Source organism: Metabacillus dongyingensis (genome assembly GCF_019933155.2).
GTDB lineage: Bacteria > Bacillota > Bacilli > Bacillales > Bacillaceae > Bacillus_P > Bacillus_P dongyingensis.
In genome coordinates this window covers 4,723,676-4,737,756 of the sequence record NZ_CP082944.1, presented here as the reverse complement: position 1 = coordinate 4,737,756, position 14,081 = coordinate 4,723,676, and the positions used below count along the sequence as shown (strand labels likewise).

Sequence of the window (14,081 nt, the reverse complement as noted above, 5' to 3'; positions counted from 1 at the left end):
AAATGAACATCGGAGTCGATTTAGGCGGGACAAACATTCGGGTGGCAGTAATGGATGATAACGGGATTATTATAGAAGAGCTTGGATGCCCGACAGAAGCGGAAAATGGACCGCTTCCAGCTATTGAAAAGATCATTGCAATGATACAATCACTGCAGGAAAAACATGCTGTACGATCAGTAGGTATTGGAGCGCCAGGACCATTGGATGCAAAAAAGGGAATCATTATTGAACCTCCCAATCTTTCCAGCTGGAAAAATATTGAGTTAACAAAAATGATTGAGTCTGCCATTCATTTGCCGGTGTATCTTGAAAACGATGCCAATGCAGCTGCACTTGCAGAAGCACTGATCGGTGCTGGTAAAGAAGCAGAAAGCGTCTTTTATATAACCGTTTCTACAGGCATTGGCGGGGGGTACGTTTATAACGGAAAGCTAATATCAGGGGCTCAGGGAAACTGCGGTGAAATTGGAAATATGATAGTAGATCCACATGCAATAGATGCTCCTAACCTTAACAAAGGAGCATTAGAGGCACTTGCAAGCGGCACGGCAATTGGGAGAAAAGCTGAGTCTGTATTTGGGCCAGGCCACGGTGCAAAAGAAGTGTTCCTGTTTGCTCAAGAAGGCAATCAAGAGGCAGCTGAGATTATTGATGAAGCGCTTAGCTATTTGGCAATGGGGATTGCCAATATTGTTCATACTTTAAATCCCGAGGTTATCGTTCTTGGAGGCGGAGTGATGAAATCTAAGGATTTGATGCTTGATCCTTTAAAGGAGAAAGTGGTTCCGCTTTTGTATCCAAGTCTTAGACCCCATTTAAAATTAAAGCATGCTTTATTGGATCAGAAAGCTGGAGTGGTTGGAGCGGGGATGATCCCAAGGCAATTTTTGCAGAATTAGCAGATGGAATAACCTAAAAAAACCTTGAGTATATCAAGGTTTTTTAGGTTGTTTTTTTATCTGAAGATTCCCCAAATTCTACAAAAATCCAGACTTGGATACTCATAGACCCCCTATGCTTCCCAAAATTCTACAAAATACCTGACTTGGATACTCATAGACCCCTTATGCTTCCCCAAAATCTACAAAAACCCAGACTTGGATACTCATAGACTCTCTATGCTTCCCCAAATTCTACTAGACCCCAGATTTGGATACTCAAAGACCTCTTATACTTCCCCAAAATCTACAAAAATCCAGACTTGGATACTCATAGACTCTCTATGCATCCCCAAATTCCACTAAACCCCAGACTTGAATACTCATAGACCCTCTATGCACCCCAAATTCCACTAAACCCCAGACTTGGATACTCAAAGACCTCTTATGCTTCCCCAAAATCTACAAAAACCCAGACTTGGATACTCATAGACCCCTTATGCATCCCCAAATTCTGTACTGCACGCCTTAACTAAAATATACACATTCCCAATTTAGCAGAGAATTGTCAGTTACGACACATTAAAAAAAAGATACATATATAAATAATGCTATTAATTTGCAAAGCTATAAATAATTAATTGTTAGATTGGAGGCTGTGTTTAAAAAATCACTTTACTTCATGCTGTGACATTGAGGTATTAATTATTTATTAGGGAGGAGAGAAACGTTGACTAATAGTGTTAAAGGCAGAGAAACGAATCCGGTTCGTCTTCATGGCTATAATGTGAATGATATTAAAAATTGGAGTGCTGAGTCAGATCCCTTTGCAAAATATAATCGGTCCCGTGTTCCATTGGCAAAGAGAATTCCATTTTTTGCACCAACTCAAGTTAATCCCAAACTCAGTCCGCTTCCACAGGTAATGAATTTATCAGCAGATTATGATAAATCAGCAATCAGTTTTAAATACGGTAAATCTTTTGCAAAGAACCTCCTTAAATTTTGGCAGTATACAGATATTTACGGGGCATGGCATGGGCTGCCTATTTTAGATTCACAAGAAGAGAATCCTCAATATGGTGTGATCAATTTACCTAACCCCGCTTATACGGACGCTGCACATCGGAACGGTGTCTTAAGCTTAGGGAAATGGTTTTGGCCCCGTGAAGGCCAAAAATTTTCTGAATGGGTTGAGGAGAAAGAAGATCATACCTTTCCAGTTGCCGACAAACTGCTGGAAATGAGTGAATATTTCGGATTTGATGGATACTTTATTAATCAGGAAGCTACGATCACACAAGAAGACAGTGAGAGTTTAATGAAAATGATGAAATACATGCAAAAAAAAGCATCAAAGCCTTTTCATGTTCAATGGTATGATGCCATTCTTAAAGATGGAAAGTTAAACTATCAGAATGAGTTTAACGAAAAAAATGATAGATGGGTAAGAGATGGGGCAGAAAGGGTCAGCAACAGCATTTTCTTAAATTATGCGTGGAATGATAAGCGATTGGAGTATTCTAATAGCCATGCTGAAAAAATAGGTTTAGACCCTTATACAGAAGTATTTGCAGGAACAGAAAATGATAAATATGGATATAATCCCCCGTATGATACGAGACTGATATTCCCTGAGAACGGTGAGCCTAGAACAGGCTGGGCTCTGTTCGGCACAGATTTTGTATGGAATCGCTACGATAATAAATTGGACCCAGAAGATCAAGAAGAAGTATATAGACGAGAAAGACGTTATTGGTGCGGTCCTACAGAAAGTCCTTTAGATCCTATAGGGAGAACGTTATATAAGCCGTACAAAGATGAATATAAAGCAGTCAATCCTGAAGAGTTTCGCTGCTGGGACGGTGTTTCCCGTTATATACCTGAGAGATCTGTTATTGGTTCCTATCCTTTTCTTACAAGTTTCAATACAGGGCATGGGAAAAGATTCTTTGTAAATGGGAAACTGGCAAGCGCGGAAGAATGGAATAATGCCAGTATTCAAGATATTTTGCCAACATGGCAATGGTGGGTGACAAACAGCAGGTCCGATCACTCAATCTCTGTTTCTTATGATTACCAAACAGCCTACGATGGAGGCTCATCACTTAAAATAAGCGGAGATTTAACGGAAGATCAAGCAGCAGAAATAAGACTTTTTAAGACATGCTTACCAGTAGATGATGATGTTTCTCTTTCATTTACATATAAAAGCAATCTAAAAGATCACTCAAAAGACTTTAAGTTTGGTCTTATTTTTGAAGATCAGCCATATCAGTTCTATTGGGTGGACAGTGAAGAAAAAATGACCTCTGATTGGACTTCAAATTCTCTTTCACTGGCAAACTTTAAAGGGAGAGTAATAGCAGCTATAGGAATACAAGTTGCTAACGGCCAAAGAGATTATTGTCTGAATCTTGGACAAATTCATTTGGCAAAAGGAGAACAAACAGACAAACCAAAAGAGCCAAAAGGGTTTACAATTGATCATCTGAAAATGAGTGAGGGAACAGCCGATGTATTCCTATCCTGGGACTTCGATGCGGAAAATGTCTTATTTTATGAAATATACCATGTAACAGGAGAGAGGAATCGCGAATTAGTAGGTAGAATTTATGATGAAGTTTACTATATTCATCAATTAAAAAATAGACATCATGAACGAAAAACCTATTTAGAATTGCTGGCTGTCAGCCCTGATCATTCGAGAAGCACGGCATTGTGCAAAGATATTACCTGGTCAGCAAACTAGTTTTATCTCTCAATTAGCTTTAAACAAGCAAAAAAACTTATCTTGCAGAATCTTAAAATATAAGGAGTGTATGAATAGTGAAAGTTGGAATTAGTTCTTATAGTTTATTAAAGGATCTTACAAATGGAAGCCTTACCATATTGGATGTTGTACAGTGGGTAGCTGAAAATGGGGGTACTCATCTTGAACTCGTTCCATACGGTTTTTCGGTAGTTGACAATATCGAACTGGCAGATGCAATAAGAGAAAAAGCTCTTGATGCAGGAATCGAATTATCTGCCTATTCCCTCCCGGCTAATTTTATCCAGGAAACGGAACAGGCGTTTTTAGAAGAAGTAGAAAGATTAAAAAAACATGTGGATGTTGTGAACCGAATGGGCATTAAAATTATGCGGCATGATGTTACTTCATTTAGACTAGAGCAAGAAGAAATGACCATACACTATTTTGAAGAGCACTTTGAGCAGATGGTAAGAGGAAGTCAGCTGATTGCTGATTATGCAGATCAATTTGGCATAACAACAACAATTGAAAATCATGGCTTCAACGTACAATCTAGTGATCGTGTACAGCGCGTGCTTCATGCTGTAAAGCGGGATAATTTTAAAACAACCCTTGATATAGGTAATTTCTTATGTATTGACGAAGACCCTCTGGTGGGAGTAAAGAAGAATGTCAAATATGCCAAGACAGTCCATGTCAAAGATTTTTATATACGCCCTTACTATGAGAATCCCGGCGGCGGTGACTGGTTCAGAACGGTAAACAATAATTATCTGCGCGGGGCTATTGTTGGGCATGGAGATATTAATATCCGTGAAGCATTAAGGCTGGTCAAGCAATCAGGCTACGATGGCTATTTAACTGTAGAATTTGAGGGGATGGAAAACTGTCAGGAAGGCACCAGAATTGGCATGGATAACGTCCGCCGAATCTGGGATGAAGTTTAATTTTAGAGTGTGAGTATGACTGAACAGAACTGCTTATAAAGGAAGGAGAGTTAAAATGGATACCAAGAATATAAAAAAATTAAAGAATAAAACGGGTATTATTGTTGACAGTTTGCAATTGCCGCTTGAAGAGGGTTTAATAACAGCAAAAAAGCTCGGTGCGGATGGTGTTCAGATCTACGCTGTTTCAGGTGAAATGAGTCCTGAAAATGTATCATCTGCAGCCAGAAAAAACCTTAAATCAATGATAGACGGATTAGGTTTAGAGATAAGTGCCCTTTGCGGGGACTTAGGCGGACACGGATTTCAAGATCATGGTCTTAATCCCTTAAAAATTGAGAAATCAAAAAGAATACTAGATTTGGCAGTAGAGCTGGGTACAAACATTGTGACTACTCATATTGGAATCATACCTGAAGATCCTGATTCCAGAATATATGATTCTATGCAAAGGGCATGTGAGGATCTGGGTGTTTATGCGAAGAGCCTGAATGCTTACTTTGCCATCGAGACAGGCCCTGAAACGGCTAAACGGCTGAAATCATTTTTAGACTCGCTCAGTACAAATGGTGTTTCCGTTAATTTTGATCCTGCAAATATGGTTATGGTAACTGGAGATGATCCAGTTGAGGGTGTGAAATTGCTTAAAGAGTATCTCGTCCATACTCATGTCAAAGATGGAATCCAATACAAACCAGTTGATCCAAGGAATGTTTATGGGTTCCTTGGCCATGACAGCGGAACGGATCATGAGAAAATTGCCGAGATGGTTAGTTCAGGAGAATATTTTATGGAAGTGCCGCTGGGTAAAGGGCATGTCAATTTTACAGATTACTTCGCAGCTCTTCAAGAGGCAGATTACAGGGGCTACCTGACAATAGAGAGAGAAGTTAAAGCAAATCCCATCCAAGATATTACGGAAGCAATTGCTTTTATACAAAAGTTTAAGTAAACAATGGCCAGGGTGAGGGATGACAAGTTCCTTTCCCTTTTTTATTTGCCTTTTTAAAAAAATAGGCTGTTACTGTGGAGAGAATTTAAATAGATGCCGCAAGAGCAGCAGAAATATCCGGTCTATAATGGAAAGTAAATTCTTACAAAGCCTAGTCATAATACACATATTGTACGAATCAATAGGAATGGTAAACTGATGCAGAGCTTTTCAATAATGAGGTGCTCTTTTATTATCGGCAAACACATATGGGGGGATTTTAGTTGAAGCAGGTTCTGGTATTTTATGATGAAGCGTTTCCCTTTGCTGGATTAAGGCCAACACGTGAATGGTTAAATCTTTTAAAGGAAAAGTTTACTGTTGTGGATTCGAAGAATTTGGAAATGGAACTTAGGAATCCTGTATACAGCAGTTTTATCCACATGCATGGTCCTTATTTTCCTAAAAGATCTTGGGGCCATATATCGTCATTTTTAGAAAAGGGTAAGGGGCTTTTATATCTTGGCGGCATTCCTTTTCGCAAGCCATGCAACTTTATAAATGGTTCGTGGGAAATAGAAAGAGAACAAACCGGATATCACATGCATCTAAACATACATGAAGCGCTCTCAGTAAAATCTAAAGATGTAAAAACCCTGAATCATAATAAGGAAATTCCATTACTTGATGGCTTTGAAGCCCTATTTTCTAAAGAAGACACCTATAATTTTATTTTGCATGTAACAAAAAAAAGTTCGATAGAAAAAGAGATGGGTTCTAACGGACCTATGGATGCCAGAATTTATCCTTTGCTTACAGGTGAAAATAAGGGAGAAAGAAAAATAACGGCTCCTGTTGTATTGATAGAAAATTATAAGGGGAAATTTCCGGGCGGAAGATGGATTTTTATTAATCAAGAGCTGGCAAATCCTTTTTATAATGAACAAAGCATTCACCTGTTAGAAAATCTTTCCCAATACATGAACTGCGGCGTTACAGAAATTTGGCTGAAAACTAATTATGCCTGTTATGAAGTGAATGAATCACCAGCAATTTCTCTTCAATTTCAGTCCATTCATAAGAAGAGCACAGAATGGACCTTTGAGTTAAAAATTACAAAAGATCATGCTGAAGTATTTACTCATAGTTTTCAAGCAACGGTTTCAAGCTACTTGGGTTTTAAAAGAATTCATCCTGATATTACAATATCACCTGGCTTATATAATGTTGTGTGTACGGCGACTTCAAATGCAGGAGAAAAACTGATTTATAAGCAGGGATTCTGGGGAATGGACCGATCTTTATTAAGTAAAGGGGAGCCTTTAGCAGTCGATCGGGATTATTTCCGAAAGAACGGGAAGCCTTTGCCTATTGTTGGCATGACTTACATGACCTCAGATGTATCGCGCTATTTTTTATTTCTGCCTAACCCTGCGGTCTGGGATCGTGATTTTGCCCAGATGAAAAAGGCAAATATTAATTATGTAAGAACAGGCATCTGGACCGCTTACCGCAACATCATGTTTGTGGACGGGCATGTAAGTGAGGAAGTCTTGAGAGCTTTAGATGCGTTTGTTCTTTGTGCAAAAAAGTATGAAATTGATGTTACTTTCTGCTTTTTCTCATTCACGCCGGAAATGTGGGATGGAGAAAATCCATACTTAGATCCAAGGAGTGTAGAAGCACAAAAACGGTTTATTACAACAATTGTGCAAAGACATAAAGAGACGAAGAATTTAAATTGGGACTTAATTAATGAACCATCTATGTTTGATCCAGATCGCGGATTTTCCGGACCGAGATCTCTTCATGATTCATACGATAAAAAGGAATTTCGCAAGTGGTTAAAGAATAAACATCGAACAATTGAAAACCTTCAAGAAAATTGGAATGCAACTCCGGCAGAAATTGCTGATTTCAACAGCATCGATACCCCTGAACCTAGTGAAATCAACTCACATATTCAAAACATGGCTTGGGGAAATCGCGGACTAAAATGGTTTGACTATACCTTCTACACTATGGATATGCATAATAAATGGGCAAAAGATTTAACAGCTGCAATTAAGCATTTCACACCGGATCAATTGGTAACAGTGGGACAGGATGAAGCATTGACGTCTCAAAGACCCTCACCGATGTTTTATGAAGAGGCTGTAGACTATACAACGAATCATTCGTGGTGGTTTATGGATCAGCTTTTATGGGACAGCATCTTTACGAAAGCTCCAAATAAACCAAATTTAATTCAAGAAACAGGAATCATGTATGTCGAGCGTCCAGATAATATCGCAAAGAGAACGGAAGAAGAGTTAAGGAATATTCTCGAAAGGAAATATGCTTATTCTTTCGCCGGGGCCGGGGCTGGCGCTGTTCAATGGATATGGAATACAAATTATTTTATGAACAATATAAATGAGTCTAATATTGGAGCATTAAGAGCCGATGGCACAGAAAAGCCGGAGGCTGATGTATCGTATGATTTTGGGGCGTTTATGAAAGACATCAGCCATATATTTGAAGGAAGAAAAATGGAAGAAGTAGCTGTTATTTTCCCATTTTCCAATGATTTTTCAAATAGGCGTTTGGCTTTTGATTCTACTGCACGATTAACTAGAGTTATGGCCTGCGAATTAAATGTAGCTTTTCGGGCAATAAGTGAATATCATTTGGATGATTTAAGGATAAATCCATCTAAATTAATCATAGTGCCAAGTGCGCATACCTTTAATACAAATGCTTTTGAAAAGCTTCTTGAAATAGTGGAGGCTACTGGAGCTACATTGTTATATACCGGGCCAATAAGCTTGGATGAGTATTGGAATAAGACTGAAAGAGCAAAGCGAATTGTCGGAAAAACTTCAGTCGGAAATATTAGAAGAGAAGAATTTATGTTCATTAATAATACAAGGCATCTCGCATCGTTCCCAGACAAACGAATAGCAGAAGTAATGAAGGAGATCCCGCTGGATTGTATCCAGCCAACAGAGATTCAGCAATACAAGATCGGAAAAGGGAAGCTTTTGTGGTCTCCGTTATCAATTGAACTAAACGAAAGAAATGAACCAATTTCCGAACTTTATAAGTATGCTTTGAATGTTGCTGGTGTCACTGAAGATTTAAGATGGATAAAAGGCAATTATCCAGGTATATATGGACGCAAGCTCAGTTTTCATTCTGAGGATCTGTTTATCTTTGTTTCCGAATGCGGGGAAGATATTGAGATGGAAATACAAAACACGCAAAACGGAACAACATATGAGTTCCTGCTGGAAGCTGAACGGTCTGTGCTTTTTGCAGCCGGGAAGGATGGAAAGCTAATAGGTGTATATCGTGACCATGAAGTATCTGCAGCGGTCATTCAATCTGGTTTCACCCACATTAAGTAGTACAAAGAAAAGAAGCCTTTCCCCATTCAGGAAAAGGCTTCTTGTGTTAGTTTGACTGTCCCTGTGTTATTCCGTGGTTTTTGTATATAATTTTCTGAACTGCCCAGGTGTAATACCTTCAGAGTTTTTGAATTTCCTGATAAAGTTCGGTACATCAATATATCCTACCTCAGATATAATTTTTTTGATGGAAGAATTAGTCTGAAGCAGTTGTTTCTTTACTTCGTCTGTCCGTAAGTTCCATACATACTGTGAAAAAGTTGTTCCTGTCTGTTCTTTTATAAAACGGCTCAGATAAGAGCTTGATAAGCCAAATTGCTCTGCCATTCCTTCTAGGCTTAATTCGTACTCAGCGTAGTGGTTTGAAAGATAATCGAGAATATTTTGCTCTAATTGGTTTTTTTGAGATTCTTTTGTTTTTGAAATTTCTGCACAGATATCAATTGTCATTTCAATTAAGTTTTTTTCAATCTCGATAAATGACTGTCTTTCTATCAATTGATAGATTTTGCCGAAATTACACGGTACATTCATGTCATTCACTGTTTTAGTGATTGTGTTTACTACGTCATAGGTCATCCCTTTTAGTAAATGAATAGATGAACTGTTGTCTCGAAGCCAGTTAAACAAAGTTATGATTGTTTCAGATGCAATTTCAGCATCCCCCTGTTTATAGCTCATCGACAATTTTAAAAGGTATTCTTTTGGGATCCACATTTTTTCATTGAGTTCATCTATTTCTGTAAATGCAATGATATCTCTTTTCTCGCTTAATTTTGCGAATTCCAAGGCTGCTGATGCTTCAATAAAAGAACGATTTATGTGATTAATTCCTTTATACGTTTCACCTACACCAATTTTGGGATTGGGATTGTGCTTCATTAGGATTCTTTGAAATTCATTAATAAGTCTTTCTTTAACAGAAGGATTATCAGAATTTCCATTGGCCACATAAACCATAGTCTTATTATTGATTAATTCAACACTAAAAATAGTTACCTCTTTTATTAAACTGCTGGAAGAAAGCTCAAGTTTCTTCATATCTATGGTGCTTAGCTGCCTGCTTGTTAATTCTGTCGTAAATACAAATGAATAGGGACCATCAATTTGAATGTTCAGCGATTCCAATAAGCCTTCTGACTGCATATATTTATCCATCTGTCCTTGCAAAAGCATCATTAGGCATTGATCACGTACGAGTGGCTCCTGGTGCAATACGATTTTATTTAACTGTTCCTGATTGAGATAAATGTTTTCTAAAGTGCTGCGTACGGTATCCAGTTCGTTATTACTCGAAAATTGTAAGCTTTCATCTTTATTTTTAATAAATTCAATTATTTTTTTGATCGGACGATATTGGTATAAGCCCAGCATGATGGCAAGAATTGAAGCCGCGGTTGCGATCCCAAGTATAATCAGCCATATAAACGTGCTGAATTTTGATACTTTTCCATAAAATTGCTCAGTAGGTATGGCTGCAACAAATGACCAGTTACTTCTTTCTGAGTTTACGGATGAAATAGAATAGGAGTTTCCATCAATTTTAAGTTCGCCAATAAATGATTTTTTTGAAGAAGCGATCTTTTCAATCTGGTTTAAATCGATGGTTTCGGAATACCTATTGTTGGTCGCAATTACTTTATTATTATGATCTAAAATAAAAACTTTCCCCTCGTATGTACCAAGAATATTGTTAATCATGTCTTTAAAGAAAGAGTCTTTCAGTTTAAATATGACACTGCCGTATTGCTTTACAGCTCCTGAGGGAAGCGGATAAATATAGGCGGTTGTATTGTTGGATAATTTCAGATTATTGCTTATAAAAGGGTAGGTTGAGGACTCTATATCCATCAAAAATGTCTTCATTTCCGTATAGGTTGTCTTGTATTCTATGAATGTATTTGTTGACATTAGTCCTTCAGAAGAGTAAATATGATCCTGATCATTATAGTAGAGATAAAGGTCCGTTATGATAGAACTGTTTTCTTTATATTTATCCAGGCTTTTTTTTGCCTCAGGGTGATTTTCCTTCATCTTTATCATATAAGGTGTAAGATTTGGATCATATGATATAAGAGTTCCGATCTTACTAAGCTCCTGCATGCGATTATCTGTCAGGTTTTTCACATGATTTAAATTATGCAAATTTGACAGTTCAATTTCTTCTCTTATACTGGAAACAGAATTGTGATATAAAATGAGGGCCATTACAGAAAATGGAACAAAAAATATAATTAAATAAGAAAAGATGTATTGCAGCAATAATCTCGAAGTCATCTTTTTCATAGCAACACCCCTTTTAATTCATTGATTTTGCTTCTAATTTGTTAAAGGAATGCAGGGAAAACCACATTATTGGAAGAGTTACAACAGAGATCCCCATGAATAAAAAGATAATAGGGATATACAGCGAAAGGATATACGCTGTTACGATCCATAATAAAATGGCCATTACACACAATGGCTGTGCCAGTGATAGGATAAATGCCTGCTTAATATGCTGAAAGATTTTTAAATCATAGTGCACATAGACAGGAAAGAATAAGATCATGGTGCTGCTTAATAACAAACCAAACAGCAGAAGAGGTAAATGGATAAGAGCAGATTTAATAGTAAGTTCATTCAGCTGCAGATCAACCAGCAGTACAGTGCTTAAACATAAAAATATTAAGCCTGCCAAATTTGTCGTTTTCCAGCTTGATTTATAAACGGACAGGAAAAAAGGGAAGGTTTTCAAATCTGTCTCCCCTTGAAGCCACTTCCTAATGATTGAAAAGACAGCTGTAGATGAAGGCATAACCCCTAATACAATTCCTCCTGCTAAAGTAAAAATGATCCACAGCAAATGCAGATACATAGCCTTTAATATCCATTCTGCCAGAGTGTAGAATTTTCCAATCAAAGTGTTAGACCCCATTAACTATCACCACCGTTCGAAATTATTTCTGATTAAGAAAGCGTTAACAAGATTGAAAATTCTAAATAAAATCTATCATAAGGATAACAATAAACCGCAGATTTTTAAATAGAGTCTTTATGAAACCGGCATATGTAGAATTTAACGTGAATGTGTAAAAACGATTATTTATTTGGATTTCCACTATTTTTAAGCGCTTACATAACGAAAATATATGACATATTTACCCCGTATTCAAAATTGTGAAAAAATGAAAACAGAAAAAATATCAAATAAAGGGAGGGGAATTCTTGGGTGTTCTTAATAAGAAGAATGAGGGTGCATCTGCTGAAACTTTAAAGCCTGCCAGTAAAATTATCAAGTTTAGAAAAAAGAAGGAAGATCAGGAGTTTAAAAGAATACAGCGAAAGAAAACCAAGAAAAATGTCAGAGAGAATTGGCAATTGTATCTTTTTGTACTTCCTTTAGTAACGTACTTGATCCTTTTTCACTACATGCCGATGTATGGCATACAAATCGCATTTAAGGATTATTATCCAGTACAAGGTATTTGGGGGAGCCCCTGGGTAGGATTTGAACATTTCAAGAGATTTTTTGAATCCTATTATTTCTGGGACCTGATTAAAAATACGATCGAAATCAGTGTATATAGCCTGATTGTAGGCTTTCCCATTCCTATTATTCTAGCACTTGCGCTGAATGAAATACGTGATGGCATGTTTAAGAAAACAGTTCAAACCGTCACATACGCACCTCATTTCATTTCTATTGTTATTATGTCTGGGATGATTATTACATTTTTATCTCCAACAACAGGAATGATTAATAATCTTATCGAGATGCTGGGGATGGAACCTATTCCGTTTCTGACAGATCCTAAATGGTTTTCGACTGTTTATGTAATGTCGGGAATTTGGCAAAACGCTGGTTGGGGAACCATCATTTATTTAGCGGCATTAGCCGGCGTTGACCAGCAGCTGCACGAAGCAGCCATTGTAGATGGTGCATCAAGATGGCAAAGGATTTGGAATATCAATATTCCGGCTCTAGTTCCAACAATGGTTATTCTGTTTATTCTGGATGCAGGAAGCTTATTATCAGTAGGGTTTGAAAAAGTGCTGCTTCTTCAAAATCCTTTGAATATGGAAGCATCTGATATCATATCTACCTTTGTCTATCGTGTCGGTCTTTTAGAAGGTCAATATAGCTTCGGTGCTGCGGTCGGATTATTCAATTCCGTCATTAATGCAGCCTTGCTCATAATTGTTAACCAAATTGCCCGGAAAAAATCGGAGACAAGCTTATGGTAAAAAGAGGGGTGTTGGAATGATTAAAGATACAGCTGCTGACAGATTTTTTAAGCTTTTATGCTACTTCTACCTATCACTGGCACTTATCATCGTAGTGTATCCGCTAATCTACATTATCAGTGCGTCTGTTAGTGATCCGAAATTTGTGAACTCAGGGGAGATGTGGCTTCTCCCTATCAACCTGACATTTGAAGGATATGAACGTGTCTTTCAAAACGAGCAAATCTGGCTTGGCTATAAAAATACCATCATCTACACAGCAGTAGGAACAGCAGTTAATCTGATGGTGACAATCCCTGCTGCCTATGCGTTAGCCAGGAAAGATTTTGTTGGCCGAGGCTTTATCATGGGAATGATGCTTGTCACTATGTTTATCAGCGGAGGCCTGATTCCAACCTATATTATTGTGAAAAGTCTTGGGTTAATGGATTCTATGTGGGCTTTAATCCTTCCTGGTGCAGCTTCAGTCTGGAATATTATTGTTTGCCGCACTTTTTTCCAAACGTCAATCCCAAATGAATTGGAAGAAGCGGCAAAAATCGATGGATGCAGTAACTTCAATTTGTTTCTCAAGATCATTCTTCCACTATCAGCTCCTATTATTGCTGTAATGGCCTTGTTTTACGGAGTAGGACATTGGAATAGTTATTTCGGAGCGCTTATTTACTTAAGAGATCAGGATTTATATCCTTTACAATTGGTCTTAAGGCAAATCCTTGTCTTACAGGAAATGAGTGCAGATATGTCTGGGGCGACTGCTGAGGCCTTGCAGCGAAAAGCTGAAATTGCGGATATTGTGAAATATGCCGTCATCATTGTAGCAACTTTGCCAATTATCATCATCTATCCGTTTATGCAGCGTTTCTTTGTCAAAGGTGTGATGATTGGTTCTGTTAAAGGATAAATGCCTGCTTTTTTTGGAGGCAGCGAATGCTGATAGAAAAAGCGGCG

At 37.7% G+C, this 14,081-nt stretch carries 9 protein-coding genes; 7 read left to right on the top strand and 2 right to left on the bottom strand.

Annotated elements, in window-relative coordinates; all coding sequences use genetic code 11:
• The first annotated feature begins 2 nt into the window (after window positions 1-2).
• The 5 genes from K8L98_RS23400 to K8L98_RS23380 all read left to right on the top strand — a co-directional run bounded on the left by K8L98_RS23400 (window position 3) and on the right by K8L98_RS23380 (window position 8,903).
• The gene (locus tag K8L98_RS23400; protein ID WP_223438548.1) at window positions 3-902 is read left to right on the top strand and encodes an ROK family protein; all 900 of its coding nucleotides are present in this window, start codon (window positions 3-5) and stop codon (window positions 900-902) included.
• 709 nt (window positions 903-1,611) lie between these two features.
• Window positions 1,612-3,633 carry an endo-beta-N-acetylglucosaminidase gene (locus K8L98_RS23395; protein ID WP_223438545.1) on the top strand — a complete coding sequence of 674 codons (2,022 nt, stop codon included), beginning with the start codon at window positions 1,612-1,614 and terminating at the stop codon, window positions 3,631-3,633.
• 77 nt (window positions 3,634-3,710) lie between these two features.
• Window positions 3,711-4,583: a sugar phosphate isomerase/epimerase family protein gene (locus K8L98_RS23390; protein WP_223438544.1), complete on the top strand. Its 873-nt coding sequence runs from the start codon at window positions 3,711-3,713 to the stop codon at window positions 4,581-4,583.
• A gap of 55 nt (window positions 4,584-4,638) precedes the next feature.
• Window positions 4,639-5,535 carry a sugar phosphate isomerase/epimerase family protein gene (locus K8L98_RS23385; protein ID WP_223438542.1) on the top strand — a complete coding sequence of 299 codons (897 nt, stop codon included), beginning with the start codon at window positions 4,639-4,641 and terminating at the stop codon, window positions 5,533-5,535.
• Window positions 5,536-5,798: 263 nt separating this feature from the next.
• Window positions 5,799-8,903 carry a beta-galactosidase gene (locus K8L98_RS23380; protein WP_223438540.1) on the top strand — a complete coding sequence of 1,035 codons (3,105 nt, stop codon included), beginning with the start codon at window positions 5,799-5,801 and terminating at the stop codon, window positions 8,901-8,903.
• Between the two features lie 66 nt (window positions 8,904-8,969).
• On the opposite strand, the gene K8L98_RS23375 is transcribed toward K8L98_RS23380, so the two are convergent.
• Together K8L98_RS23375 and K8L98_RS23370 are read right to left on the bottom strand one after the other, a co-directional pair.
• Window positions 8,970-11,189, bottom strand: a complete 2,220-nt coding sequence (locus K8L98_RS23375) for a helix-turn-helix domain-containing protein (RefSeq protein WP_223438538.1) — start codon at window positions 11,187-11,189, stop codon at window positions 8,970-8,972.
• A 13-nt stretch (window positions 11,190-11,202) separates the two neighbouring features.
• A complete protein-coding gene (locus K8L98_RS23370) occupies window positions 11,203-11,820 on the bottom strand; it encodes a YesL family protein (protein ID WP_223438536.1) in 618 nt (205 codons plus the stop codon).
• A gap of 398 nt (window positions 11,821-12,218) precedes the next feature.
• Between K8L98_RS23370 and K8L98_RS23365 the strand changes: the two genes are divergently transcribed.
• On the top strand, window positions 12,219-13,130 hold the full coding sequence (locus tag K8L98_RS23365) for an ABC transporter permease (protein ID WP_223443723.1): 912 nt from the start codon (window positions 12,219-12,221) through the stop codon (window positions 13,128-13,130).
• A 16-nt stretch (window positions 13,131-13,146) separates the two neighbouring features.
• The gene (locus tag K8L98_RS23360; protein WP_223438534.1) at window positions 13,147-14,034 is read left to right on the top strand and encodes a carbohydrate ABC transporter permease; all 888 of its coding nucleotides are present in this window, start codon (window positions 13,147-13,149) and stop codon (window positions 14,032-14,034) included.
• The last annotated feature ends 47 nt before the right edge of the window (window positions 14,035-14,081 follow it).

Bases quoted from the DNA above. Each gene is read 5' to 3' on its own strand.
- K8L98_RS23400 (WP_223438548.1), top strand. From the start codon at position 3: ATGAACATCGGAGTCGATTTAGGCGGGACAAACATTCGGGTGGCAGTA.
- K8L98_RS23385 (WP_223438542.1), top strand. From the start codon at position 4,639: ATGGATACCAAGAATATAAAAAAATTAAAGAATAAAACGGGTATTATT.
- K8L98_RS23375 (WP_223438538.1), bottom strand. From the start codon at position 11,189: ATGAAAAAGATGACTTCGAGATTATTGCTGCAATACATCTTTTCTTAT.
- K8L98_RS23370 (WP_223438536.1), bottom strand. From the start codon at position 11,820: ATGGGGTCTAACACTTTGATTGGAAAATTCTACACTCTGGCAGAATGG.
- K8L98_RS23360 (WP_223438534.1), top strand. From the start codon at position 13,147: ATGATTAAAGATACAGCTGCTGACAGATTTTTTAAGCTTTTATGCTAC.